Below are 24,908 nucleotides of genomic sequence, written 5' to 3' on the forward strand. Positions count from 1 at the left end.
TTGGTGGGAGTGCCCGTGAGTCGAGGAGTTACTGCAGCAACTGTGCGGCGTGATCCGCGAGATCGAGCAGCGGTTGCGGGAAGATCCCGAGAACCACGGTGACCGCGGCGCACAGGGCGATCGCGATCTTGCTTAAAATCCCCGGCGCGACGACCTGAGGGGTGTCGTCGGTCGGTTCGGTGAAGAACATCAGCACGATCACCCGGACATAGAAGTAGGCGGCGACCCCGCTGGCGATCACACCGATGATGACCAGTGGCACGGCACCGCCCTGGGCGGCGGCCTGGAACACCGTCAGCTTGCTAATGAATCCACTGGTCAACGGGATACCGGCGAAGGCCAGCAAAAACATCGAAAGCATCACGCCCACAATGGGGGAACGCTGCCCAAGCCCGGCCCAGTGCGACAGCGTGGCATCCTCGACACCGTCGGAGTTGCGAATCAGGCCGACGATCGCGAACGCGCCTACCGTGCTGAAGCTGTAGGCCACCAGGTAGAACAAGGTGGCCGCCAGGCCGGCGTGGTTGTCGGCGATCACACCGGTAAGGATGAAACCGACGTGGGCGACCGACGAATAGGCAAGCATGCGTTTGACATCGGCCTGATTGACGGCGGTCACGGTGCCGACGGCCATGGTCAGGATCGCGATCGCCCACAGCACCGGACGCCACTGCTCGTGCAGCGGCGGCAGCGCCACGTAGACGACTCGCAGCAGCGCACCGAATGCCGCGACCTTGGTGGCCGCCGCCATGAATCCAGTGATCGGCGTGGGCGCGCCCTGGTACACGTCGGGAATCCACGAGTGGAACGGCACCGCGCCCACTTTGAACAACAGACCGACCGACAACAGCGCGACGCCGACCAACGCCATCGAGCTATCACCATGGGCCGCAAGCGCATCCCGGATTCCCGGCAGTAACAGCGTTCCGGTCGCGCCGTAGATCAGTGCCACGCCATAGAGGAAGAATGCCGACGAGAAGGCGCCGAGCAGGAAGTACTTCATCGCTGCTTCCTGCGACAGCAGCCGGCGGTGACGCGCCAGACCGCACATCAGGTACAGCGGCAGCGACAGCACTTCCAGCGCGACGAACATCGTCAGCAGGTCGTTTGCCGCCGGGAACACCATCATGCCGCCGACGGACAGCATCAGCAGTGGGAAAAGCTCGGTCTGCGCGGCTCCGGCCCGTTCGGCCTCACGCTCAGCGTCACTTCCGGGGACCGCGGATGCCTGCGGGGTAAAGGCATCCAATCCGGAAGCAGTGGAAACTCCCGCGGCCACCTTCACTTTGTTGGCGGCTGCGGCGACGTTGGTGCGCTCGGCGATGAAAATGACGGCCAGCAGTGCCACCAACACCACGGTGCCTTGCAGATACAACGTCGGCCGGTCGATGGCCACCGCGCCCAACACCCCGCTGCGACCGGATGCCGGGAGCGAGCGGCTGACCGCGATATCGGCGACGAAGGCCGCGATCAAACCACCAAGGGCCAGCGTCACCTGCGAGACATAACGAATGTTTCTGGGCAGGAACGCTTCAGCGAGTACTCCGACCACCGCGATACCGAAGACGATGAGCATCGGGCACAGCAGGAAGTACTCGATGCTTGGGGTGGGAAGGGTCATTGGTGCGGTCCTTCGGCTCTACCGGGGGTCGCCCCCAAAACCGGACGGGTCACGGTCGGCGCGGGATCATGCTGGCCGATGGTGACCATGGTGTGGTCCACAGCGGGATTGATGATGTCGAGCACCGGCTTGGGATAGACGCCGAGGACGAACAGCAGCGCCATCAATGGTGCGACGACAACCAGCTCGCGCAGCCGCAGGTCGGTGATTCGTTCGTTACCTTCGGCCACCGGCCCGGTCATCACCCGCTGGTAGAGCCACAGCATGTAAATCGCCGCCAGCACCAGTGCCGTCACCCCAAATGTGCCCGCCAGCCAGTACCGGTTGAAAGTGCCCAACAGGACCAGGAATTCGCTGATGAACGGTGCAAGGCCGGGCAGCGACAGGGTGGCCATGGCCGAGACCATAAAGGTACCCGCCAGAATCGGCGCCACCTTCTGTACACCGCCGTAGTCCGCGATCAGCCTGCTGCCGCGCCGGCTGACCAGGAATCCGGCGATCAGGAACACCGCCGCCGTGGACAGGCCGTGATTGAGCATGTACAGCGTCGAACCGCTTTGCCCCTGGGTCGTCATCACGAAGATGCCGGCGATGATGAAGCCGAAGTGCGAGATCGAGGTGTAGGCGATCAGCCGCATCATGTCTTTTTGGCCGATCGCGACGATCGCACCGTAGATTACTCCGACGATGGCAAGCGTCACGATCAGCGGGCGGAAATACGTTGACGCATCAGGGAACAGCTGCAGGCAGTAGCGCAGCATCCCGAAGGTGCCGACCTTGTCCATCACCGCGGTGATCAGGACCGCGGTCGCCGGAGTGGCCTCGACGCACGCGTCGGGCAGCCAGCGGTGGAACGGCCACAGCGGGGCCTTGACGGCGAACGCGAACATGAAGCCCAGGAACAGCGCCTTGAACACAGCGGGGTCCACGCCGGCGAAGCGGCCCGAGGAGATGCCGGCCACGATTTCGCGGAAGTCGAACGTGCCCGAACCGTGCTGGGCGGTGACCACGTACAGACCGATCACCGCGGCGAGCATGATCAGACCGCCGAAAAGGTTGTATAGCAAGAACTTTACCGCGGCCCGCGACCGCCCGGCGCCCTTGCCGAACCCGCCGATCAGGAAGTACATCGGGATCAGCATGGCCTCGAAGAACACGTAGAACAGCAGCACGTCCAGTGCGACCACCGAGATCAGCACCATCGACTCGATGGCCAGCGTCAAGGCGACGTAGGCGTGTACGCCTCGGGTGCCCTCGCCGCCGTCGTTCCAGCCCGCGACCAGCAGCAGCGGAATCAGGATTGCGGTCAGCAGCACGAGGATCACCGCGATGCCGTCCACACCGAGGTTGTAGCCGGCGCCGAAGGCCGGAATCCAGGGATGCTTTTCCAGGAATTGGTAAGGGGCGCCGCCGGTTTTGAAACCGAGTGCGACAACGAGCGCGACTGCCAGTGTCAGGATGCTGACGATTACACCGGTCCACTTGGCGAGCTGCCGCAGGCCGGGAGGCGTCAGGATGATCAGGATGGAACCGGCCAGCGGTACCAGCCACAGCACGCTCAGCCAGGGCACGTTAGTCACCACAGCTGCACCGCCAGGATCGCCGCGACCAGCAGGGTGGCACCGGCCAGCATCTCTAACGCGTAGGAGCGGGCGAAGCCGGTTTGCAGTCCCCGCAAGCGATTCGACGTCCGGCTGACCAGCGCGGCCAGCGCGTTGACCGATCCGTCCACCCCCGCGTTGTCGAACTCGGTGAGCTCTTCGGTCAACTGCGCGCCAGGGCGCATGAATACCTCCTCGTTGAAGGCATCGCCGTACAGATCTCTGCGTGCGGCCGTGGTGAGTGCCGACACCTGAACGGGAGCGACTCGGGGGATTTCTCGCCTGCCGTATTTCTGATAGGCCACCGCGATTCCGACTACGACGACCGACAGCGCCAGTGTGGTGCTGATCCACGCCGGCAGGGTGTGCGTGGCTTCCTCATGCGCACCGACGACCGGTTCCAGCCAGTGCGGCAGGGTGCCTCCGATGGCGAACAGTCCACCGGAGAACACCGAGCCGAACGCGAGCAGGATCATCGGTCCGGTCATCAGGGCAGGCGCCTCGTGCGGGTGACTGCCTGGCGCCCAACGCTTTTCGCCGAAGAAGGTCATCAGCATCACCCGGGTCATGTAGAAAGCGGTGATGCCCGCGCCCAGCAGCGCCGCGGCGCCCAGCGTGTAGCCACGGATGTCGCCGGCGCCCAGCGCCGCCTCGACGATGGCGTCCTTGGAGTAGAAGCCCGCGAACGGCGGCACGCCGATGATGGCCAGGTACCCCAGGCCGAAGGTGATGAAGGTGACGGGCAGGGCGGCGCGCAGCCCGCCGTAGCGGCGCATGTCCTGTTCTTCGTGCATCGCGTGAATGATCGAGCCCGATCCGAGGAACAAGCCGGCCTTGAAGAAGCCGTGCGTGAGTAGGTGCATGATCGCGAACGCGTATCCGGCGGGACCGAGTCCCGCGGCCAGCACCATGTAGCCGATCTGGCTCATCGTCGACGCGGCGAGCGCGCGTTTGATGTCGTCCTTGGCGCAGCCGATGAACGCCCCGAACAGCAGGGTGACGGCGCCGACGAGGACGACACCCAGTTGCGCTCCGGGAGCGAGGTTGTAGAGCGGGTTGGACCGCACGATCAGATACACACCGGCGGTCACCATGGTCGCGGCGTGAATCAACGCGGACACCGGCGTCGGGCCCTCCATCGCGTCACCCAACCAGGCCTGCAGCGGGACCTGTGCCGACTTCGCGCAGGCACCCAGCAGCAACAGCAATCCCATCGCGGTGAGCACGCCCTTGCTGGCGGCCGGGGCGCCGGCGAAAACCCCGGCGTACGAAAGGGTGCCGAACGTGCTGAACATCAAGAACATGCCGACGGCCAGCCCGGCGTCGCCGACCCGGTTCATCACGAAGGCCTTCTTGGCGGCCGTGGCCGCCGATGGCTTGTGGTACCAGAAACCAATCAGCAGGTAGGACGCCAGACCGACGCCTTCCCAGCCGACGTAGAGCACCAGGTAGTTGTCGGCGACGACCAGCAACAGCATCGAGGCCAGGAACAGGTTGAGGTACCCGAAAAACCTTCGGCGGTCCGGGTCTTCGGCCATATAGGCCACCGAGTAGATGTGGATCAGAGATCCCACGCCGGAGATCAGCAGTACGAAACAGATTGACAGCTGGTCGATCTGCAGCCCGAAGTCGACTTGGAATTGGTCGACCGGGATCCAGGTGAACACCGTCTGGTGGATGGCGCGGTGCTCACTGTCGCGGCTGAGCAAGTCCGACAGCAGCGTGGCGCCCACCCCGAACGCCCCCAGCGCGGCGAGCACGCCCAGCCAATGTCCCCACGCGTCGGTGCGTCGGCCGCCGAACAGCAAGATTGCGGCACCCGCCAGCGGTAGTACCACAAGCAACCAGGTGAAGTCTGCGATGTTTGTCACGGCGGCGTTCTTCTACCCCTTGAGTAGGTTCGCGTCGTCGACCGACGCCGATTTGCGGGCACGGAAAATCGTCATGATGATGGCCAGGCCGATGACGACCTCGCACGCGGCCACCACCATCGTGAAGAACGCGATCATCTGCCCGTCCAGATGGCCGTGCATGCGCGCGAAGGTGACGAACGCCAGGTTCACGGCGTTGAGCATCAACTCGACGCACATGAACATCACGATGGCGTTGCGCCGCAATAGCACGCCCGAGGCGCCGATGGTGAAGAGCAGTGCCGAAAGGTAAAGGTAGTTAGCCGGATTCACGATGTACCGCCTTTGATGGCTTGCCGGCGGGGAGTCTCCTTGCCGTCCGCCCCCCGGGTTCGCAGCATCTTCGACACCGAATCGTCCGAGTAGGAGCCATCGGGCAGCAACGCGGCAACGTCCACCGCGTTGTGGCGTGCGTAGACGCCGGGGTTGGGCAGCGGGGTCGGGCGGCCGCCGGACCGGAACCGATCTTCGGAGAGTTCGCGCTGGGTCTTGCGGCGTTCGAAACGCTCGCGGTGCGCGAGCACCATCGCGCCGACCGCGGCGGTGATCAGCAGCGCGCTGGTCAGCTCGAACGCCCACAGGTACCGCGAAAAGATCAGTGCCGCCAGGCCTTCGACGTTGCCGTTGGCATTCGCGGTGGTCAGTCCGACGAAACCCCCAGTGGCCACCTTGCCGATGGCGGCGACCAGCAGGATGCCGAATCCGACTCCGGTGATGACCGCGGCGACGCGCTGTCCGCGCAGCGTTTCCTTCAGTGATTCCGCGGAGTCCACGCCGATCAGCATCAGCACGAACAGGAACAGCATCATCACCGCGCCCGTGTAGACCACGACTTGAACCACACCCAAGAACAGCGCGTCCTGAATCATGTAGAAGATCGCCAGGATGATCATCGTCATCGCGAGGAACATCGCCGAGTACACGGCGTTGACGGCCGTGACCACCCCGATCGCGCCGATCACGGCCAGCGCGCCCAGCAGCCAGAAGGTCACCGCCTCGCCGGTGGAGGTGCGAACGATGACGTCGCTCGCCAGGCTGGTGGCAAGTATCGTGCTCACCTTGCGTCTCCGGCCGCATCTTTGGCGTGGTTCCCCGTCCTTAAGCCATCCGCGGTGACGTTGCCCTGGTAGTAGTCCTTGTCGGTGGCGCCCTCGGTCCGAGGGTGCGGCGGCGCGAGCATGTTCTGCAGCAGCGGCGCCAGCAGCCGGTCCTTTTCGTAGATCAGGTCGGCGCGGTTGTCGTCGGCCATCTCGTAGTCGTTGGTCATCGTCAGCGCGCGCGTCGGGCAGGCCTCGATGCACAGGCCGCAGCCGATGCAGCGCAGATAGTTGATCTGGTAGACCCGGCCGTAACGCTCGCCCGGCGAAAACCTTGCCTCGTCGGTGTTGTCGGCGCCCTCGACGTAGATCGCGTCGGCCGGGCAGGCCCACGCGCACAGCTCGCAGCCGATGCACTTCTCCAGCCCGTCGGGGTACCGGTTGAGTTGGTGACGGCCGTGATAGCGCGGGGCGACGGGGCCGGGCTTCTCCGGATACTCCTCGGTGACAGTCTTTTTGAACATCGCTGCGAATGTCACGCCGAATCCGGCCACGGCGTCGAGGAATTTAGCCATCTGCGTTCTCCTTGCTGGCACCGACTGCCGAGGTCAGAACTTTGCCCGGCAGCGGTGGTGTCGGGAATGCCGGTGGCAGCGCTAACGCGTCGCTGCGCTTGCGCAGCTCTCGCGCCAGCGCACGATTGCCCGGTGTGCTGAATGGCTTGCGCAGCAACAGCACTAGCGCCACCGCGAAGACGAGGCTGCTGACCACCAGAAGGGGAGTCCAATGCGCGTATCCCTCGTTGCGCAGAGTGCGGATGATGCCGGCGATCAGCACCCAGACCAGCGACGCGGGAATGAGCAGTTTCCAGCCCAGCGCCATGAACTGGTCGTAGCGCAGCCGCGGCAGGCTGGCTCGCAACCACATGTAGATGAACAGGAAGACCCACATCTTGGCGGTGAACCAGAGCACCGGCCACCAGCCAGTGTTGGCGCCGTCCCACATGTTCAGCGGCCACGGTGCATGCCAGCCGCCGAAGAACATCAGCGTGGCGAGCGACGAAACCGTCATCATGTTCACGTATTCCGCCAGCATGAACATCGCGAACTTCAGCGACGAATACTCGGTGTGGAAGCCGGCGACGAGTTCACCCTCGGCCTCGGGCAGGTCGAAGGGGGCGCGGTTGGTTTCGCCGACCATCGAGATCAGATAGATGATGAACGACGGCAGCAACAGGAATACGTACCAGACGCCGTCCTGCGCCTTGATGATTCCGGACGTCGACATGGTGCCGGCGAACAGGAAGACTGCCGCGAACGACAGCCCCATCGACACCTCGTAGGAGATGACCTGCGCGGTGGACCGCACCCCGCCCAGCAGCGGGTAAGTCGAGCCGGATGCCCAGCCGCCCAATACGATCCCGTAGACGCCGATCGCCGAAAGACCGAGGATGAACAGCACCGCGGCCGGCATATCGGTCAGCTGCAATGGGGTGCGGTGACCGAAGATCGACACCTCGGGACCGAACGGGATGAACGCGAACGCGGTGAATGCGGGAATCGTCGAGATGACCGGCGCCGCCATGTAGACAAACCAATCGACCCCGCGGGGGGTGATGCTTTCCTTGAGCGCCAGCTTGATTCCGTCGGCCAGGCTCTGCAGGGCGCCCCACGGGCCCGCCCGGTTGGGGCCGGGCCGCAGCTGCATCCAGCCGAGGATCTTGCGCTCGAGCAGGATTGCCACCAGCACGTTCAGCATCAAGAAGACGAAAATGGCTAGCGCCTTGCCGAGCACCAGCCACCAGGTGTCGTGTCCGAAGGCACTCAAGGTGGTCGTCATGAGCCGGCTCCGATGCGCACGATGTTGCCGACGGTCACGCCCAGGTCCCGGTGCACCGCCGAGCCCGGCGAATTCAGTGGCAGCCACACCACCCGGTCGGGCATGTCAGTGATGTTCAGCGGCAAGCTGATTGATCCGCGCGACGTGCTGACCGTGACCACGTCGCCCTCGGCCGCGCCGATCTCGGCCGCGGTGCCGGCCGACAGCCGTACCACGGGTTTGCGTGCGGTGCCCGCCAGATAGGGTTCACCGTCTTGGCCGCGGCCGTTGTCGAGCAGCATCCGCCAGCCGGTGAGCACGGCTTCGCCTTGGCCGGGCTGCGGCGGCTGCGGCGCTTGAACCGTTGCGCCACTTGCGCGATCGCCCTCCCAGTTGCCCAGCGCCGCGACCTGCTCGCGGGCCGCCTGGACGCCGGTCATGCCAAGGTAAACACCCATTTCGTCGGCCAGCGTGTCGAGGATCTGGTGATCGGACTGAGTGGCTCGTTGGGTGCTGCCGTGCAGCGCGGGCTCGAAGGGCCGGAATCGGCCTTCCCAGTTGACGAATGCGCCCGCCTTCTGTGTGGTGGGCGCGACGGGGAACACCACGTCGGCGCGTTCGGTGACCTCACTGTGCCGCAGTTCCAGGCTGACGACGAAGTCGGCGGCGTCCAGCGCGGCCAGTACGGCATCCGGATCGGCGAAGTCGGCGGGCTCGATACCGCCGACCAGCAGCGCGCCCAGGGTTCCGTCCGTTGCGGCGGCCAGTATGCCGTCGGCGTCACGCCCTGCGGCAGAAGGCAATTCGTCGACATTCCACGCCGCGGCCACCTCTGCCCGGGCGGCGTCGTCGGCGACCAGACGACCGCCGGGCAGCAGGCCGGGCAGCGCTCCGGCTTCCAGCGCGCCGCGTTCACCCGCGCGCCGCGGCACCCAGGCCAGTCGGGCTCCGGTGGCATCGGCGAGGCGGGCCGCCGCGGACAACCCGCCCGGCACCGTGGCCAGCCGTTCGCCGACCATGATGACCGCTCCGGGCTTCGACAGCAGCTCGCCGACCTCGCCGGTGGCCAGGTCGTCCAGCGCGGCTGGTTCGGCTCCGGGCACGGTTTGCAGCAGCCGGCCCGACATCTTCGTCAGTGCGCGCGTGGCGAACGGGGCGACCGCATAAATCGGCACGCCGCGCTTGCGGGCGGCCTTGCGCAGCCGCAGGAATACGATCGGCGCCTCGTCCTCGGGCTCGAACCCGACCAGCACGACCACCGGCGCGGATTCCAGATCGGAGAAGCTGACCGTGAGCGGGCGGCCCGCGATGCGTGCCGAGAGGAACTCCGCCTCTTCGGCCGAGGATGGGCGGGCGCGAAAGTCAATGTCGTTGGTGTCCAACACGATTCGCGCGAACTTGGCATAGGCGTAGGAATCTTCCCAGGTACCGCGGCCACCGACCAGCACACCGGTGCGCCCGCGGGCCTTTTCGAACCCCTGCGTTGCGGCCACGATCGCGTGCGCCCACGACGCCGGCTGCAGCGTGCCGTCGGCGTCCCGGACCAGCGGAGTGGTGAGGACGTCGGGCTGGGTGTCGTAGCGGAAAGCCCACCGGCCCTTGTCGCAGTTCCACTCCTCGTTGACCTCGGGGTCGTCACCGGCAAGCCGGCGCAGCACTTTGCCGCGGCGGTGGTCGGTACGCTCGGCGCAGCCGCCGGCGCAGTGCTCGCACACGCTGGGGCTGGAGACGAGATCGAATGGGCGGGCCCGGAAGCGGTAGGCGGTGCCGGTGAGCGCGCCCACCGGGCAGATCTGCACGGTGTTGCCCGAGAAGTAGGAGTCGAAAGGCTCGTTCGCGTAGATGCCGACCTGCTGCAGGGCGCCGCGCTCCTGCATGTCGATGAACGGATCGCCGGCGATCTGCTCGGAGAACCGCGTACAGCGCGCACACAGAATGCACCGCTCGCGGTCAAGCAGCACCTGCGAGGAGATGTTGATCGGCTTGGCGAACGTGCGCTTGACATCTTCGAAACGAGAATCGCTGCGGCCGTTGGACATTGCCTGGTTCTGCAGTGGGCATTCGCCGCCCTTGTCGCACATCGGGCAGTCCAGCGGGTGGTTGATCAGCAGCAGCTCCATCACGCCGTGCTGGGCCTTGTCCGCGGCCTCGGAGGTGAGCTGGGTGCGCACCACCATGTCGTCGGTGCACACGATGGTGCACGACGCCATCGGCTTGCGCTGCCCCTCCACCTCGACCATGCACTGCCGGCACGCGCCGACCGGGTCGAGCAGCGGGTGGTCGCAGAATCTGGGAATCTGGATCCCCATCAACTCGGCCGCTCGGATCACCAGAGTCCCCTTGGGAACTGTGATTTCGGTGCCGTCGATGGTCAGCTTGACCATGTCGGGCGGCGTCGTCTCGCCACCGGTTTCGGTTTTGGCCGCGCTAGTCATCAGGGCTGTGTCCCTTCCCGGCCATTCGGCCCTGCCGTCAGCATGGAGTCTCGTGGGTCGAACGGGCAGCCGGCTCCTTCGACGTGGGCGATGTACTCGTCGCGGAAATGCTTGATCGACGACATCACCGGGCTGGCCGCGCCGTCACCCAACGCGCAGAACGACTTTCCGAGGATCGCGTCGGAGATGTCCAGCAATTTGTCGAGATCCTCGTGGGTGCCCTTGCCTGTTTCCAGCCGTGTGTAGATCTGGTCCAGCCAGAACGTGCCCTCGCGGCACGGCGTGCACTTGCCGCACGACTCGTGCTTGTAGAAGTACGTCCAGCGTTGCACCGCGCGCACCACGCACGTGGTCTCGTCGAAGATCTCCAGCGCCTTGGTACCCAGCATCGAGCCGGCAGCGCCCACGCCCTCGTAATCCAGTGGCACGTCGAGGTGTTCGTCGGTCAACAGCGGTGTCGACGATCCGCCCGGCGTCCAGAACTTCAGGCGGTGCCCGGCGCGGACCCCGCCGGCGTAGTCGAGCAACTCGCGCAGCGTGATGCCCAGCGGCGCCTCGTATTGACCGGGGCGGGTGACGTGCCCGGACAGCGAGTACAGCGTGAAGCCAGGCGATTTCTCGCTGCCCATCGACCGGAACCATTCGACTCCGTTGAGAATGATCGGCGGCACGCTGGCGATGGTCTCGACGTTGTTGATCACCGTGGGGCAGCCGTAAAGCCCGGCCACCGCGGGGAACGGCGGGCGCAGCCGGGGCTGCCCGCGCCGGCCCTCCAGACCCTCCAGCAGCGCGGTTTCCTCGCCGCAGATGTAGGCGCCCGCACCGGCGTGTACCACCAGCTCCAGGTCATAGCCTGAGCCCGCGATGTCGCGGCCTAAAAAGCCCGCAGCGTAAGCCTCGGCGACCGCGTTCTGCAGCCGGCGCAGCACCGGCACCACCTCGCCGCGCACGTAGATGAAGGCGTGGCTGGCCCGGATGGCGTAGGAGGCGATGATGGCGCCTTCCACCAGTAGGTGGGGCGTCGCCAGCATCAGCGGAATGTCTTTGCACGTACCGGGTTCGGACTCGTCGGCGTTGACGACCAGGTAGTGCGGCTTGGCGGCCGGGCCGGAGTCGCCCTGCGGGATGAACGACCATTTGGTGCCGGTCGAGAAGCCCGCGCCGCCGCGGCCGCGCAAGCCCGAGTCCTTGACGGCCCCAATCACCGCGTCGGGCTCCATCTTCAGGGCCTTCTTCAGCGCCTGGTAGCCGTCGTGACGCTGGTAGGTCTCGAGCGTGAACGACTTCGGGTCGTCCCAGTACCGGCTGATCACCGGGGTTAGCGGGGTGGTCATGACTTGCCTCCGGGAGCCGGCGGGGGTTCCATGCCCTTCTCCTTGGCCACCTGCAGCCCGGCCAACGTGGCCGCACCGACACCGCCCTGGCCTTCGTCGGGGCGCTCGTCGGGCAGGCCGGCCAAAATCCGTGAGGTCTCGCGGAACTTGCACAGCGCACCCCGGGTGGGCGCCTTGGGCTTTCCGGCCCGCAGCGAGTCGACGAGCTCGCGCGCCGACTCCGGCGTCTGGTTGTCGTAGAACTCCCAGTTGACCATCACCACCGGGGCGAAGTCGCATGCCGCGTTGCATTCGATGTGCTGCAACGTGACCGAGCCGTCGTCGGTGGTCTCATCGTTGCCGATGCCGAGATGCTCTTTGAGGGAGTCGAATACCGCATCGCCGCCCATCACCGCACACAGCGTGTTGGTGCAGACGCCGACCAGGTAATCGCCGGTGGGGCCGCGTCGGTACATCGTGTAGAAGCTGCCCACCGCCGATACCTCGGCGCCGGTCAATCCGACTTGCTCGCCGCAGAATTCCAGGCCGGCCGGTGTCAGGTAGGAATCCTCCGCCTGGACCAGGTGCAGCAACGGCAACAGCGCGGAGCGCTTGTTGGGGTAGCGGCTGATGATCTCCTTGGCGTCGACCTCCAGCCGAGCCCGCACCTCCGCCGAATACGACTGCGGCGCACCCTCAATCACGAATTGGTTGGGTTCTTCGGGCGGCGGCCCGAGCCGGATGAACACCCGCTCGCCCGAGCCTCCCACGGGTGCGCTCATCGGTCGACTCCGCCCATGACCGGGTCGATGCTGGCGACCGCGGTGATCAGGTCGGCGACCATACCGCCCTCGCACATCGCGGCGACGGACTGCAGATTGGTGAAGGACGGATCCCGGTAATGCACTCGGTACGGCCGGGTTCCGCCGTCGCTGACCATGTGCACGCCGAGTTCTCCGCGTGGCGACTCCACCGCGCTGTAGACCTGGCCGGCCGGCACCCGGATGCCCTCGGTGACCAACTTGAAGTGATGGATCAACGCTTCCATCGAGCCACCCATGATCTTGGCGATGTGCTCGGGCGAGTTACCCATGCCGTCGGGTCCTACCTTCAGATCGGCGGGCCAGGCGATTTTGCGGTCCTCGACCATATGCGGCCCCGGCCTCAGCTTGTCCAGGCACTGCTCGACAATCTTGATCGACTCCCACATCTCCTTGACGCGAATGATGTAGCGCCCGTAAGCGTCACACGTGTCCGCGGTGATCACGTCGAACTCGTAGTCCTGGTACCCGCAGTAGGGTTCACTCTTGCGCAGGTCGTGCGGCAAACCGGTGGCACGCAGGATCGGGCCGGTGATACCCAGCGCCATGCAGCCGGTCAGGTCGAGATAGCCGACGCCCTCGGTGCGCGCTTTCCAGATGGCGTTCTCGTTGAGCAGATCGCCCATCTCGCGCAGCACCTGCTTGAGCCCCTTGAGGCCCTCGACGATGTCGGCTTCGGCGCCCGGCGGCAAGTCCTGCGCCACCCCGCCCGGGCGGATGTAGGCACTGTTCATCCGCAGCCCACTGATCTTTTCGAACAGGGTCAAGACGATTTCGCGTCCGCGGAAGCCAACGAACATCGGCGTCATCGCGCCCAGTTCCATACCGCCGGTGGCCAGTGCGACCAGATGCGAGGAGATCCGGTTCAGCTCCATCATCATTACCCGGATGACGTTGACCCGCTCCGGGATCTCATCGGTGATGCCGAGCAGCTTCTCGACGCCGAGGCAGTAGGCGGTCTCGTTGAAAAACGGTGACAGGTAATCCATCCGGGTGACGAAGGTGACACCCTGCGTCCAGTACCGGTATTCGAGGTTCTTCTCGATTCCGGTGTGCAGGTAACCGATTCCGCAGCGGACCTCGGTGACGGTCTCGCCTTCGATCTCGAGGATCAGCCGCAACACCCCGTGCGTGGACGGGTGTTGGGGTCCCATGTTGACGACGATGCGTTCACCGGGATCCGCGGCACGGGCGGCCTCGACGACCTGCCCCCAGTCCTGTCCACCGGCGACAACGACGGTTTCGGCGCCACCTTCGTGCGTCGAGTCAGTGATTGTGCTCATTAGTTGTACGCTCTCCGCTCGTCGGGCGGGGGTATCTGTGCTCCCTTGTACTCGACGGGAATACCGCCGAGCGGGTAGTCCTTGCGTTGCGGATGGCCGTGCCAGTCGTCGGGCATCTCGATGCGGGTCAGCGACGGATGCCCGTCGAAGATGATGCCGAAGAAGTCATAGGTCTCGCGCTCGTGCCAGTCGTTGGTCGGGTAGATGCCGTACAGCGACGGGATGTGTGGATCACCGTCGGGCGCAGACACTTCCAGCCGGACGCGGCGGTTGTGCGTGATCGATTGCAACGGATAAACGGCGTGCAATTCGCGGCCGGTCTCGTGCGGGTAATGCACGCCGTTGACGCCCAGGCACATCTCGAAGCGCAATTCGGGTTCGTCGCGCAGGCGTTGGGCGACATGGGGCAGTGCCTCCCGGCGCACGTGCAAGGTCAGTTCGTTGCGGTCGACGACGACTTTCTCTATCGCGTCTTCGAATTCGATGTCGCCGGCCTTCAGTGCGTCGGCCAGCCGGTCGACCACGTCGTCGAAATAACCGCCATACGGCCGGGAACTGCTGCCCGGGAGTGTGATCTCCCGCACCAGACGTCCGTAACCGGACGTGTCACCCGACCCCGAAATACCGAACATGCCGCGGCGCACGTTGATCACTTCTTCGTCCGACGAGGGCACCGTGCCGCCCACTTCGCTGGCGGCTACCTTCGGGTCCTGTTCTGGTGAGCTCATCGCAGCAGTCCATGCATCTCGATGGTGGGCCGGGCGCCCAGTGCCGCCTGCTCGGCTTCAGCGATGGCCTGCTCGCGGTTCACGCCCAGCGGCATCTCCTGAATCTTCTCGTGCAGCTTGAGAATTGCGTGCAAGAGCATCTCCGGACGGGGCGGGCAGCCCGGGAGGTAGATGTCCACCGGAACCACATGGTCCACGCCCTGAACAATCGCGTAGTTGTTGAACATCCCGCCGGACGACGCGCAGACGCCCATGGCCAGTACCCATTTGGGTTCTGCCATCTGGTCGTAGATCTGGCGCAGCACCGGGGCCATCTTCTGGCTCACCCGCCCGGCGACGATCATCAGGTCGGCCTGGCGCGGTGTTGCCGAAAACCGCTCCATCCCAAACCGTGCGATATCGAACCGTGGTCCGGCCGTTGCCATCATCTCGATCGCGCAGCACGCCAATCCGAACGTCGCCGGCCACAGCGAGTTCTTGCGGACGTAGCCGGCGATCTTCTCGACAGTCCCGAGCAGGATGCCGGCGGGTAGCTGTTCTTCCAGTCCCATGAGTTACCTCAATCCCATGTCAGGCCGCCGCGGCGCCACACGTAGGCGTAGGCCACGAAGACGGTGAGCATGAACACCACCATCTCGACCAGAGCAAACATTCCCAGTGCGTCGTAGCTGACCGCCCACGGGTACAGGAACACGATTTCGATGTCGAAGACGATGAACAGCATCGCGGTCAGGTAGTACTTCACCGGAAACCGCTGCCCGGGCGTCGCATGCGGCCCACTCACCGACGTTTCGGTCGGCTCGATTCCACATTCGTAGGCCGCCATCTTCGACTTGTTGTAGCGCGACGGGCCGGCCAGGCTCGCGATCACCACCGAGCCCACAGCAAAGGCGGCGGCGATTCCGCCTAGCACCAGGATGGGTATGTAGACGTTCAACTCGCTCCAAGATCCGTCGTGGGCCGCCTATAAAGCGACCAGGCGGCGACCGGGCTGCTGTGACGGACTGGGTCTGTAGCCCGGCACAGTGATCTTCAACATAGCGTTGAGGTGGCTAAGGCACGTGCTCGGGGTGGTGCTAATGCGTGGTTTGTGGTGTGAGATCCGGCACGTTTCGGGCCACGCCAACGACGGCGCCGAAACGGCCACCCGGAAGGAGCAGGTCGTTAGCTCTAGATCGCGGGAGCGCGCAGCAACCCGAGCACGGTGCGACCCAGCACGATCGGGTCGATCGGATGCGGCACCGCGGCCTCGGCGCGCGACCACGTCGCGAGCCACGCATCGTCACGGCGGCCGGTGAGCACCAGGATCGGCGGGCAGGTTTCGAGTTCGTCCTTGAGCTGTTTGGCGATGCCCATGCCGCCGGTCGGTGTCGCTTCGCCATCGAGGATGGCCAGGTCGATGCCGCCCTCGTCCATGGTGCGGATCACCATCGGGCCGGTGGCCACCTCGACGTAGTTCAACTCCGGCAGATCCGGGTGCAGTCGCTTGCCCAGTGCCCGCTTCACTTTGTCGCGGGTGTTGGGGTTGTCGCTGTAGACGAGTATCCGCAGAGCGATGGTGGCGTCGGGCACGGTGCAGATGCTACTGGTGCTGGACCGGCTTTATTGGCCAGACCGCACGAAAACGGCCTGTGCCGCCGCCTTGGCCATCGGCGCGATCATGCCGAACTTGTTCCACCCGATGTCGAACTGGGATCGATCGATCCTGGTTTCGCCGGAGATTTGGATCGAGCCGTCGCCGGCGTCGGTGATGGTGACCGGCAGCGGTACCGGCGCGCTGATCCCCTTGATCGTGAAGCTGGCCCGCAGGTTCGCGGCCTTGCCCTCGGTCGGGTGAACCGCCGTGACGACGACGCTGATCTCGGGAAACCGCTCGACATCGAAGAAATCGGCCGAGCGCAGATGCTCGTCGCGACGGCCGATGCCGGTATGCACCGACGCGGTATGGATGTCGAGGCGGCCGAAGACCGAGCCCTTGCCGGTGAGTTGTCCGGCGCCGGTGAACTCGGTGAAACGGCCCTTGACGTTCAGCAGGCCCCACATGTTTCTGATCTTGAAGGTGACGGCCGACCGGTCGGGAACGATGTTCCACACCCCGGCCAGGTCGGGATCGTTCAGCAGTGTTTCCAGCGTCGTCATCGTCCGTCTCACTTCATCAGCGGCGCAATCTCGGCGGGGTCGAAATACTCGTCGATCCGGTCGATCAGACCATTTGTGCCCACCCTGATCACGATGCAAACGCGCATGGAGATCGATTGGCCGGCATGGCCGGTGGCGTGCAGGACATGCTGCTGGACGAAGCCGCTGATCGATCCGTCGTCGAAGAGCCGGCGATCGAGGATCTCGTAGCGACGCTGCGTGGTCGTACCGATGAACCAGTCGATGACTTTGAGCGCGCGGGTCTTGTCGTCCGTTCTGGAGGGGTCCCGGCTGGCGCCCACCCGCCAGACCGCGATGTCGTCGCTCCACAGCCGGTCGACCGCGGCCTTGTCGCCGTTGACGATCGATGCGAACAGCTGGTCGGCCGTGTCGAGGACGACCTGCGCAGTTGCAGCGCGCATGGTGGCTCCTATTCGCTGTCGTATCCGGGATGGGCAACCGCTAACCGATTGCGCACCAGCGTTCTCAGGGCGGCGAGGACCTCGCCGGCACGGTCGTCGAGTTCGCCGGCCCGGATGGCGGCGGCAAGCTGCTCTTCGTCTCCGAAACCCAAGTCGGCCAGCGCGGCTCGCGATTCCGCTTCACTCTCGTCGAGCAGTTCGCGTTCGACGATGCGCAATGCGTTGGCGGCCACCCGGGAGTGGAAGTTGACCTGTCCGCTGGTCGCCTCCCGGACGTCGGTTTCCAGGAACTCGGCCACCGCGGCGACGAGTTCGGCAGCCAGGGGGCGTCCGTATGCGCCGATCACGACGGGACCTCCTCGAGCAGGTTGAGGATGTCCCATTCCGTCTCGCTGACCCGGCGACCGATCGTCGCCAGCTCGACCGAGCGCGATTGACCGCTCAAATGCCGCTCCGCCTGGAAGCGGCAGATCACGCCCCAGCGCAATGTGGCCAGCACCAGCCACCAGTGCAGTGCTGCCCGGTCGACGGTCGTCCCGCTGGCCTGTTCGTAGTCGCGGACGAAACTCTCGATACTGCCGAGGCCGCCGGCGCCGAGGCTGGCCGGAGCGCCGAACCGCCACGCGCGGATGCAGAACCAGGCCAGGTCTTCATAGGCCTCGCCGAGGTGCACCAGCTCCCAGTCGAGCACGGCGGCCAGGTTGAATCCGTCGACGATCAGGTTTCCCATCCGGTAGTCGCCGTGCACGAGCACCGTCGCCGATTGTTTCGGCCGGTGCGCGCCCAACCAGCGAAACGCCCATTCGAAGGTGGCGGTGGTGTCGTTCATTGCGTCGAGCCGCTCGCGGTATTCGACGAGTTGGTCCTCGTAGGCCAGGCCCGGAATCTGCGGGTCGGCCCGGTGAATGGCGGCCAGCGCCTGCGCGCATTGCCGCAGCAGCTCGGTTCGGCGCGCGTGCCCGTCGGCGGTGTCGAGCCGGCGCGCAATGCGCCGGACGATGGTTTCGCCCTTGATCTCGTCGCAGACGAGAAACGGATTCCCCAGTGCCGCAACCGAATCATCGGCGAGCAAGATGTGGGGAACCGGCGCGCCGGCAGCCGCGGCCGCGGCCTGCGCGCGGGCTTCGAGCTCCATGCCGGCATGCACGTCGTCGGGTGGGCCGGTGCGCAGGATCAGCGCGCGGCGTTGGCTGCCGGTGACCGCGTCGAAAGCCCAGGTGGTGCGGCTGGCACCGCCGGTCAGCGCACGCAGATTCTCGATCGTGGTGCCGGCGCCCAGTACCGGCGCCAGCACCGCTTCCAGTTTGGCGTCCAGGTCCACGGTCATTGCTTGCCAAATTTGAACAGCCGCTGCGCCACTCGGCGAATCTGGATTTCCTCGGCACCCTCGGTGATCCGGTAGCGGCGATGGTGTCGGTAGATGTGCTCGAACTGCTCATGACGGCTGTAGCCGAGCCCGCCGTAGACCTGCATGGCGCGGTCGGCGGCGTCGCAGACCAGGCGGTTGGCGCGATAGTTGGCCATCGACACCTTGTCCGAGACCTCCATGTGGTGGTCGCGGTCCAGGTGCCAGGCGGCGAATTGCACCAGTAGCCGCACCATTTGCGCTTCGGTCTGCAGCTCGGCCAGCGGCCATTGCACGGCTTGATTGACCGACAACGGCTTGCCGAACACGGTGCGCTTGGCGGCATATTCGGCGGCTCGGTCGATGCAATACTGCGCCGCTCCGAGGCTGCTCGCGGCTTGGCGAATCCTGTTCTCGTGCAAGAACGTTTGGGCGACCTCCAGGCCGCGGTCGACCTCGCCGAGCACCGCATCGGCGGGGATGCGGACATCGGTCAGTTCGACTTCGCCGTGGTCGGTGGGCATGTTGAAGGTCCACCAGTAGTAGGGGACGTTGAATCCGGGGGTGTCGGTGGGGACCAGGAACGCCGTGATGCCCCGGGCTTGTCCCGGCTCCCCGGAGGTGCGGGCGAAAACCAGGTCGTGGGTGGCGCGGTGCACACCGGTGTTGAAACGCTTGGAGCCGTTGATCACCCAGCTGTCACCATCGAGTTGGGCGCGGGTCTCCAGCCAGGTCGCGTCGGATCCGTGCTGTGGCTCGGTCAGCCCGAATGCCATGGACCGCTCACCGGTGATCAGCGCCTCGGACCACACCCGGCGCTGCTCGTCGCTGCCGAAGCGTTCCATCATGATCACCTGAGGGAAGTTCCCGACGATCGACGACTCGTTCTGCAGGTCGTTGTGCAGTCCGAGCCCCTTGTGCGCCAGGTGTTCCCGGATCACCGCCATGTCGACGTTGGTGCCGTCGCGGCCGCCAAGCGACGCCGGCAGTCCGTAGCGAAGCCAGCCCGCCTTGTCGGCGCGCCGGCGCATCTCGGCGAGCAACTCCTCCCATTCTTCGGTCGGGATTCCGTCGTTGTCCCAATCGGTGCGGGCATGCTCGCGGCGCTGATCGAAGTACTGGATGTTCTCGCGTTCCAGCGGCTTGATCTCCGCCTCGATGAACGCGTCCATCTCGGCGAGTACGCCCGGAAGATGTTCTGGCAGGGTGAAATCCACAGGTGTCTCCTTTGGAAGGGTCAAGCGCCGTACAGAGTTTTCTTCCACACCGTCGACAGGGTTGCAATGGCGTCCTCGTCGCTGATCTCGATCCCGAGACCGGACTGCCCGACGAAGACGGTGGTGAAGTTTTCGAACAGCAGCGCAATGGCCGCAGCCGTGTGCTGCGGGTTGAGTTCGCTGCCGTAGCCCTGTTCCTGGGCGCGTCGCACCGAAGCGGCCACGATGTCCATGCCGAACCTTCGAAACTCGTTCTGCACAGCCGCGAACCGCTGCTGCGTAGCGGCCAGTTGCGCGACGGCGATCATGATGCCGATGTTCTGCTTGAAGATGTTCCAGTAGCCGGTGACCACCGAGGTGAAGAACGCGTTGTCGTCTGGGGAATCCGGCAGGTGCACGCTCAACCCCGACGGGGCCACCACATCGTGCAGGAACGACTCCGCCAGCGCGGCCAGCAGGTCTTCCTTGTCGGCGAAGTACCGGTAGAACACTGCCGGGGATTTCCCGGCGGCCGACGTGATGTCGGCCAGTGTGGTGCCGTGAAAGCCGCGTTCGGCGAACAGTTTTCGTGCAGCCTGTTCGATGGCCTGTCTGGTCTGGCGGCCTTTGGTGGTCAGCGCCCGCGACGCGTCGGGGGCGGGGGTGGACATCAGTTCCTGATCCGGTCGCCGGCGCGCAGCAGCGCGCTCGGCAAGTCATGGCCCACTGCCGATTTCGCGACATCAGCGGCGGCGATCGCGGCCTGCAGGTCGACGTCGACATCGATACCGCTGTCGGTCAGCAGGTAGACCAGGTCTTCGGTGGCGATGTTGCCGGTGGCGCCAGGGGCGAACGGGCAACCGCCCAGCCCGCCGACCGAGGAGTCCAGCCGAGTGACCCCGGCGGTGACCGCCGCGTATGCGCTGGCCAGACCGGCGCCGCGGGTGTTGTGAAAGTGTGCGCCTAGCGGCAGGTCGCCGATCACCGGACGCAGTTGGGCGATCAGCGAACTCACCCGGCCCGGGGTGGCGGTGCCGATGGTGTCGGCGATCGACAGGCGGTCGGCCCCACGGTCGCGGGCGGCCGCGGCGATCTCCAGCACCCGCTGCGCCGGGGTGGGGCCCTCGAACGGCGAGTCCCATGCGGTGGCGATGACGACCTCGACGGTGACAGGAAAACTTAAGGGGCTGCCGTGCGCGATGGCGACGATCTCGTCGATCTGGTCGGTGGCCTCGACGCTGGTGCGCCCGACGTTGGCCATGCTGAACGTGTCGTCGGCGGCCACCACGTACTCGATCGACCTCAGCCCGGCGGCGACGGCGCGCTTGGCGCCGCCTGCGCTGGCCACCAGGGCGGAGAATTCGATGTCGGGATAGTTGTGCAGCTGCGCGGCAAGCTCGGCGGCATCGGCCATCGACGGCACCTTCGTCGGGGAGACAAACGCCGTCGCCTCCACCTCGCGCACACCGGTGGCGGCCACCGCGGCAAGCAGTTCCAGCTTGGCGGACAACGGGATTGGCCTTTCGATCTGCAGCCCGTCGCGCAGCGCCACCTCACGGATATCTACGTGCAGGTTCACAACACCCCCTCGCCGCGCAGTGCCTCGAGCTCGTCGGCGGTTTTGCCGAGCAGCCCCCCGTAGACGTCGTCGTTGTGTTGTCCCGGGCAGGCCGGCCCCGCATGGCGGACACCGCCCGGCGATTCCGACAGCACCGGAACAACCCCGGGGCCCAACACATTACGTTCGAGGCGTTCGTCGTAGTGCTCGACCAGCATGCCGCGCGCCCGCAGCTGAGGGTCTTCAACCACCTCGGCGACGGTGTTGATGGGGCCCGCGATCACGCCTGCGGCAGAGAGGGTTTCGACGATGTCCACGGGATGCCGTTCGGCGGCCCAGGCGCCGATGATCTTGTCGAGCTCGTCCTGGTTGCGGCCGCGCGCGGTGTGCGTGGCGAACCGGTCGTCGCCGGCCAGCTCCGGGCGACCCATCGCCGCGCACAGCCGGGCGAACACGGTGTCCTGGTTGGCGGCGATCACCACCCACGAATCGTCGGCGCTGCGATAGATGTTGGACGGTGCGATGCCTTCCAGCCGGGTGCCCGACGGTCCGCGCACCACGCCGCCGACGTCGTAGTCGGGGATCGTGGATTCCTGGATGGCCAAGCATGATTCGGTCAGCGCGACATCGACGACCTGTCCCCGCCCGGTCACGCCGCGGCGATACAGTGCGGCCAGCGCGCCCTGGGCGCCGAACATGCCGGCCAGGCTGTCGCCCAGGGAGAGCGCAATCCGGGGTGGCGGTCCGCCGGGAAAGCCGTTGAGGTGCCGCAATCCACTGGCGGCCTCGGCCACCGAGGCGTAGCCGGCCTTGTGCGCGTCGGGCCCGGTCTGCCCGTAGCCGGACACTCGGACCAGGATGATGCCGGCGTTGCGCGCGCTGAGCACGTCGTAGCCCAGGTCCCACTTCTCTAGGGTGCCCGGACGAAAGTTCTCCACCACGATGTCGGACTTCTCGACGAGCTCGAGGAACAGCTCGCGCCCGCGCGGTTTGCGCAGGTCGAGCGTGATCGCTTTCTTGTTGCGCGCGGCCACGGTCCAGAACACGTGGTGCCCCTCAAGTTCGGCCTGACCCCAGTTGCGCAGCGGGTCCGGAGCCCCCGGCGGCTCCACCTTGATGACCTCGGCGCCCATGTCCCCGAGCAAGCGGCCGGCGAACGGACCCGCTATCAAGGTGCCCAGTTCGAGCACCCGGATGCCGTCCAGCGCACCAACTATGCGCCGCTCCTCCTCATCGCTACGTCCCCCGCACGCGGGAGGTGCCCCCACTGCATCGTCGCCGGCGGAAGTCACGAGGCGCTCGCGAAATCGTGCCGAATCAGCCAGTCGGTGACGACGTTGACCGCCTCGCGCAACTTGTCGCGCTGGTCCGGACCGGCGTAATAGTGTGTGGCGCCGGGAATTTCGTGCATCTCCTTGTCGGGATGCCCGATCGCCTCGAACAGCCGCCGGGTGTGGCTGGGTGTGCAGGCGTCGTCGGCCAGGTTGCCGATCACCAGCGCGGGGATCGCGATATCGCGCCCGCAGTCCACTCCGTCGCCGCGGGCGTCGTCGTAGCTCCATTGCGACAGCCAGCCGCGCAGCGTCGAGAAGCGGGCCAGCCCGACCGGGCTCATGTTCACCACTTGAGGGTCACCCAGGTAGCAGGTGCCCGGCGTGCGCTCATTGGGATCCACGGTCGGATCCAGCCAGCGGGGATCGGCCATCGTGCCGTGCACGACGAAGCAGAACTCTGCAACGTCTCGGTCGGGGCGGCCCTGAGCGGTCAATTCAGCCAGCTTCTCTTTGACCCATGCGGTGATGCGGCGGTTGCGGTCGATCTGCGCTTGACGGTACCGGGCCAGGAACTCCTGGGTGTAGGGCGGCTGGTTGGGGTTGTCGGGGTTGTACAGATCCCGCTCGGGATCGCGCTTGGTGGGATCGGATTCGTCGAGGATGGACGCGTCCAGCCATTCGGTCAGCGTGCCGTGCCGGCTGACGTGCGCGGCCAGCAGCATGATGCCGTTGGCGGCGGGCAGCTCCAGCTTGGTCAGGTCCGGTCCGTCGCCGGTCGGGCTCGACGTGATCGTCGCGTGCTGGGCCTGCTGTTGGTAGAACACCGACAGCGAGCCGCCACCGCTCCACCCGGCCAGCACCACCTTGGAGTAGCCCAGCCGGTTCTTGGCGTCCTTGATGCACTCGCCGAGATCCTCGACGACCTTCTCCATCAGCAACGCCGAGTCGGTGCCGCGGAACCGGCTGTTGCAGTAGATGACGTGGTGGCCGGCCCGGGCCAGCGCGTTGATCATCGGCAGGTATGCGCCGCCGCCGATCGGGTGCATGAACACCAGCACGGTGTCGGACGGCTTGTCTTTCGGCTTGAGCAGATAGCTCTCCAGCACGGTGATCTCGGCCAGCCCGCCGTAGACGTCTCGGACATCGGAATTGTTCTGGAACGCAACCAGATACGGGATCCGGTCGTATTCGTGCTTGACGGCTTGCCGCACGGCTTGGCTCATCAGTGTTGTCCTAGGTCGTGGGCGAGTACTTCCGGTGACGGTGTCAGGCGCCGGCGGGTGTCGATGGCGATGACCTGCCAGTCGACGCGCGAGTGCTCGTCGAACTTGCGGCGTGCCCGCTCGCGCGCCTTCTCCGGCGCGCCGTGGTGAACCCCTTGCGGCGCATGGGTAATCAGGCCCGGCGGCATTGGGATGCCGTAAAGCGAGCCACCGTGGAAGAACGCGATTTCGTCGTAGTCGACGTTGCGGTGATACCAGGGAGTGCGTTCCGTGCCGGCCACGCCCTCCGCGGGTTTGGGCAGGAAGTTCATCACGTAGACACCGGTGGCCTGCATGAACAGGTGCACCGTCGGCGGCAGGTGAACGCTGTCGGAGGTGATCACGTTGTAGTCATCGATGTTGAAGGTGAACGCGAAGTTGTCGCCGCGCCATCCCTCCACGTCGAGTGGATGATGTTGGTAGATAAGCGTTGTCGGGCCGCCTTCTAGAACATCGCGGTGGACGAGCCGGACCTCGTACTCGTCTCGGGCCCCCAAACCAGGGGGGTCGTCGAACGGAGCCGGCTCGGGAATCGTGGCCTGCGATGGGTCGAAGGGGAAGTGCCGGCCCAACGGACCGGGCGGTGGCACCCGGAACTCGTCGGTGGCCTCGATCATCACCAGCGTGGTTTCGCGATCCGGCACCTGGCGCCAGGTACAGGCCTTCGGGATGTAGACCCAGTCGCCCTCTCGGTAGCGCAGCGGACCGAACTCGGTCTCGAGCAGTCCGGTGCCTTGGTGGACGAAAGACAGCAGATCGCCGTCGACGTGGCGGGCGAAGTAGGGCATCGGCTCTTGGCGGCGGCTCAGCAGCACGCGGCAGTCCGTGTTGCTGAACATCAGCAGCGGCGCACCGTTGGCGTCGGTCGCATCGGTCGGCTTGAGCTCGCTGGACAACACGTCGACGGGGCGCAGCGGTCCGGACGCCCGGTAGGCGGTGGGGTCGTGGCGGCGGTAGATGTTGGCCGTCCGTCCGGTGAACCCGCCCCGGCCCAGCTCGTCGTCCTTGAGGCCGTCGAGGTCGGCGTGCAGGCGATGCGGCGTTTTGCCTTTGCGCAGGTGAACGAAGGATTCCATGGTGACTCCCGAATAGTGGGCGGGTTCGTCAGGCCTGATAAAACTGAAAGTGACATTACTTTCTCTTTT

Annotated in this window: 25 protein-coding genes and 1 pseudogene; all 26 read right to left on the reverse strand. The window is 65.8% G+C overall.

Going from position 1 to position 24,908, the window contains the following annotated elements; all coding sequences use genetic code 11:
- Positions 1–28: 28 nt before the first annotated feature.
- Positions 29–1,621: an NADH-quinone oxidoreductase subunit NuoN gene (nuoN, locus tag MJO58_RS07045; protein ID WP_090600860.1), complete on the reverse strand. Its 1,593-nt coding sequence runs from the start codon at positions 1,619–1,621 to the stop codon at positions 29–31.
- Positions 1,618–3,201 carry an NADH-quinone oxidoreductase subunit M gene (locus MJO58_RS07050; protein ID WP_090608559.1) on the reverse strand — a complete coding sequence of 528 codons (1,584 nt, stop codon included), beginning with the start codon at positions 3,199–3,201 and terminating at the stop codon, positions 1,618–1,620. Before MJO58_RS07050 ends, nuoN begins: the two co-directional genes overlap by 4 nt.
- Positions 3,198–5,093 carry an NADH-quinone oxidoreductase subunit L gene (nuoL, locus tag MJO58_RS07055; RefSeq protein WP_239722398.1) on the reverse strand — a complete coding sequence of 632 codons (1,896 nt, stop codon included), beginning with the start codon at positions 5,091–5,093 and terminating at the stop codon, positions 3,198–3,200. Before nuoL ends, MJO58_RS07050 begins: the two co-directional genes overlap by 4 nt.
- A gap of 12 nt (positions 5,094–5,105) precedes the next feature.
- Entirely contained in the window at positions 5,106–5,405 is a 300-nt protein-coding gene (gene nuoK, locus MJO58_RS07060; protein WP_025735676.1) for an NADH-quinone oxidoreductase subunit NuoK, read from the reverse strand.
- A complete protein-coding gene (locus tag MJO58_RS07065; RefSeq protein WP_434086359.1) occupies positions 5,402–6,181 on the reverse strand; it encodes an NADH-quinone oxidoreductase subunit J in 780 nt (259 codons plus the stop codon). The genes nuoK and MJO58_RS07065 overlap by 4 nt, the downstream gene beginning before the upstream one ends.
- A 5-nt stretch (positions 6,182–6,186) precedes the next feature.
- A complete protein-coding gene (nuoI, locus tag MJO58_RS07070) occupies positions 6,187–6,744 on the reverse strand; it encodes an NADH-quinone oxidoreductase subunit NuoI (RefSeq protein WP_090600863.1) in 558 nt (185 codons plus the stop codon).
- Positions 6,737–7,996 carry an NADH-quinone oxidoreductase subunit NuoH gene (nuoH, locus tag MJO58_RS07075; RefSeq protein ID WP_175364605.1) on the reverse strand — a complete coding sequence of 420 codons (1,260 nt, stop codon included), beginning with the start codon at positions 7,994–7,996 and terminating at the stop codon, positions 6,737–6,739. Before nuoH ends, nuoI begins: the two co-directional genes overlap by 8 nt.
- 8 nt (positions 7,997–8,004) lie before the next feature.
- Positions 8,005–10,422: an NADH-quinone oxidoreductase subunit G gene (locus tag MJO58_RS07080; RefSeq protein ID WP_239722400.1), complete on the reverse strand. Its 2,418-nt coding sequence runs from the start codon at positions 10,420–10,422 to the stop codon at positions 8,005–8,007.
- Entirely contained in the window at positions 10,422–11,756 is a 1,335-nt protein-coding gene (gene nuoF, locus MJO58_RS07085; RefSeq protein WP_239722401.1) for an NADH-quinone oxidoreductase subunit NuoF, read from the reverse strand. The genes MJO58_RS07080 and nuoF overlap by 1 nt, the downstream gene beginning before the upstream one ends.
- Positions 11,753–12,517 (reverse strand): NADH-quinone oxidoreductase subunit NuoE, encoded by a 765-nt coding sequence (nuoE, locus tag MJO58_RS07090; RefSeq protein WP_239722402.1) that lies wholly within the window; start codon positions 12,515–12,517, stop codon positions 11,753–11,755. Before nuoE ends, nuoF begins: the two co-directional genes overlap by 4 nt.
- The gene (gene nuoD / locus MJO58_RS07095; RefSeq protein ID WP_090600868.1) at positions 12,514–13,839 is read right to left on the reverse strand and encodes an NADH dehydrogenase (quinone) subunit D; all 1,326 of its coding nucleotides are present in this window, start codon (positions 13,837–13,839) and stop codon (positions 12,514–12,516) included. The genes nuoE and nuoD overlap by 4 nt, the downstream gene beginning before the upstream one ends.
- Positions 13,839–14,567 carry an NADH-quinone oxidoreductase subunit C gene (locus MJO58_RS07100; RefSeq protein WP_090600869.1) on the reverse strand — a complete coding sequence of 243 codons (729 nt, stop codon included), beginning with the start codon at positions 14,565–14,567 and terminating at the stop codon, positions 13,839–13,841. The genes nuoD and MJO58_RS07100 overlap by 1 nt, the downstream gene beginning before the upstream one ends.
- The gene (locus MJO58_RS07105) at positions 14,564–15,118 is read right to left on the reverse strand and encodes a NuoB/complex I 20 kDa subunit family protein (RefSeq protein ID WP_090600870.1); all 555 of its coding nucleotides are present in this window, start codon (positions 15,116–15,118) and stop codon (positions 14,564–14,566) included. The genes MJO58_RS07100 and MJO58_RS07105 overlap by 4 nt, the downstream gene beginning before the upstream one ends.
- 8 nt (positions 15,119–15,126) lie before the next feature.
- Entirely contained in the window at positions 15,127–15,504 is a 378-nt protein-coding gene (locus tag MJO58_RS07110) for an NADH-quinone oxidoreductase subunit A (RefSeq protein WP_090600871.1), read from the reverse strand.
- A gap of 233 nt (positions 15,505–15,737) precedes the next feature.
- Complete coding sequence (locus MJO58_RS07115) at positions 15,738–16,139, reverse strand: Rv3143 family two-component system response regulator (RefSeq protein WP_090600872.1); 402 nt, start codon at positions 16,137–16,139, stop codon at positions 15,738–15,740.
- Between the two features lie 30 nt (positions 16,140–16,169).
- A complete protein-coding gene (locus tag MJO58_RS07120; RefSeq protein ID WP_239722403.1) occupies positions 16,170–16,706 on the reverse strand; it encodes a YceI family protein in 537 nt (178 codons plus the stop codon).
- An 8-nt stretch (positions 16,707–16,714) separates the two neighbouring features.
- Complete coding sequence (locus MJO58_RS07125) at positions 16,715–17,128, reverse strand: nuclear transport factor 2 family protein (protein ID WP_239722404.1); 414 nt, start codon at positions 17,126–17,128, stop codon at positions 16,715–16,717.
- 8 nt (positions 17,129–17,136) lie between these two features.
- The gene (locus tag MJO58_RS07130) at positions 17,137–17,475 is read right to left on the reverse strand and encodes a DUF6285 domain-containing protein (protein WP_239722405.1); all 339 of its coding nucleotides are present in this window, start codon (positions 17,473–17,475) and stop codon (positions 17,137–17,139) included.
- The gene (locus tag MJO58_RS07135) at positions 17,472–18,455 is read right to left on the reverse strand and encodes a phosphotransferase family protein (RefSeq protein WP_090600876.1); all 984 of its coding nucleotides are present in this window, start codon (positions 18,453–18,455) and stop codon (positions 17,472–17,474) included. The genes MJO58_RS07130 and MJO58_RS07135 overlap by 4 nt, the downstream gene beginning before the upstream one ends.
- On the reverse strand, positions 18,452–19,690 hold the full coding sequence (locus MJO58_RS07140; RefSeq protein ID WP_090600877.1) for an acyl-CoA dehydrogenase family protein: 1,239 nt from the start codon (positions 19,688–19,690) through the stop codon (positions 18,452–18,454). The genes MJO58_RS07135 and MJO58_RS07140 overlap by 4 nt, the downstream gene beginning before the upstream one ends.
- Positions 19,691–19,710: 20 nt before the next feature.
- Entirely contained in the window at positions 19,711–20,340 is a 630-nt protein-coding gene (locus MJO58_RS07145) for a TetR/AcrR family transcriptional regulator (RefSeq protein WP_239722406.1), read from the reverse strand.
- Positions 20,340–21,248 carry a hydroxymethylglutaryl-CoA lyase gene (locus MJO58_RS07150; protein WP_239722407.1) on the reverse strand — a complete coding sequence of 303 codons (909 nt, stop codon included), beginning with the start codon at positions 21,246–21,248 and terminating at the stop codon, positions 20,340–20,342. The genes MJO58_RS07145 and MJO58_RS07150 overlap by 1 nt, the downstream gene beginning before the upstream one ends.
- Positions 21,245–22,444, reverse strand: a complete 1,200-nt coding sequence (locus MJO58_RS07155; protein ID WP_090608561.1) for a CaiB/BaiF CoA transferase family protein — start codon at positions 22,442–22,444, stop codon at positions 21,245–21,247. The genes MJO58_RS07150 and MJO58_RS07155 overlap by 4 nt, the downstream gene beginning before the upstream one ends.
- Positions 22,442–22,510 (reverse strand): annotated as a pseudogene (locus MJO58_RS28905) (16S rRNA (guanine(966)-N(2))-methyltransferase RsmD); the annotation flags it as partial. The pseudogene MJO58_RS28905 and the gene MJO58_RS07155, both read right to left, overlap by 3 nt.
- 5 nt (positions 22,511–22,515) lie before the next feature.
- On the reverse strand, positions 22,516–23,724 hold the full coding sequence (locus tag MJO58_RS07160; RefSeq protein ID WP_239722408.1) for an alpha/beta fold hydrolase: 1,209 nt from the start codon (positions 23,722–23,724) through the stop codon (positions 22,516–22,518).
- Positions 23,724–24,839, reverse strand: coding sequence for a homogentisate 1,2-dioxygenase (locus tag MJO58_RS07165; RefSeq protein WP_090600881.1), 1,116 nt, complete (start codon positions 24,837–24,839; stop codon positions 23,724–23,726). The genes MJO58_RS07160 and MJO58_RS07165 overlap by 1 nt, the downstream gene beginning before the upstream one ends.
- Positions 24,840–24,908 lie beyond the last annotated feature (69 nt).

The organism is Mycobacterium lentiflavum (assembly GCF_022374895.2).
In the GTDB taxonomy this organism is placed as follows: domain Bacteria; phylum Actinomycetota; class Actinomycetes; order Mycobacteriales; family Mycobacteriaceae; genus Mycobacterium; species Mycobacterium lentiflavum.

Bases quoted from the DNA above. Each gene is read 5' to 3' on its own strand.
- nuoN (WP_090600860.1), bottom strand. From the start codon at position 1,621: ATGACCCTTCCCACCCCAAGCATCGAGTACTTCCTGCTGTGCCCGATG.
- nuoI (WP_090600863.1), bottom strand. From the start codon at position 6,744: ATGGCTAAATTCCTCGACGCCGTGGCCGGATTCGGCGTGACATTCGCA.
- MJO58_RS07080 (WP_239722400.1), bottom strand. From the start codon at position 10,422: ATGACTAGCGCGGCCAAAACCGAAACCGGTGGCGAGACGACGCCGCCC.
- nuoF (WP_239722401.1), bottom strand. From the start codon at position 11,756: ATGACCACCCCGCTAACCCCGGTGATCAGCCGGTACTGGGACGACCCG.
- nuoE (WP_239722402.1), bottom strand. From the start codon at position 12,517: ATGAGCGCACCCGTGGGAGGCTCGGGCGAGCGGGTGTTCATCCGGCTC.
- nuoD (WP_090600868.1), bottom strand. From the start codon at position 13,839: ATGAGCACAATCACTGACTCGACGCACGAAGGTGGCGCCGAAACCGTC.
- MJO58_RS07100 (WP_090600869.1), bottom strand. From the start codon at position 14,567: ATGAGCTCACCAGAACAGGACCCGAAGGTAGCCGCCAGCGAAGTGGGC.
- MJO58_RS07105 (WP_090600870.1), bottom strand. From the start codon at position 15,118: ATGGGACTGGAAGAACAGCTACCCGCCGGCATCCTGCTCGGGACTGTC.
- MJO58_RS07120 (WP_239722403.1), bottom strand. From the start codon at position 16,706: ATGACGACGCTGGAAACACTGCTGAACGATCCCGACCTGGCCGGGGTG.
- MJO58_RS07125 (WP_239722404.1), bottom strand. From the start codon at position 17,128: ATGCGCGCTGCAACTGCGCAGGTCGTCCTCGACACGGCCGACCAGCTG.
- MJO58_RS07135 (WP_090600876.1), bottom strand. From the start codon at position 18,455: ATGACCGTGGACCTGGACGCCAAACTGGAAGCGGTGCTGGCGCCGGTA.
- MJO58_RS07145 (WP_239722406.1), bottom strand. From the start codon at position 20,340: ATGTCCACCCCCGCCCCCGACGCGTCGCGGGCGCTGACCACCAAAGGC.
- MJO58_RS07160 (WP_239722408.1), bottom strand. From the start codon at position 23,724: ATGAGCCAAGCCGTGCGGCAAGCCGTCAAGCACGAATACGACCGGATC.
- MJO58_RS07165 (WP_090600881.1), bottom strand. From the start codon at position 24,839: ATGGAATCCTTCGTTCACCTGCGCAAAGGCAAAACGCCGCATCGCCTG.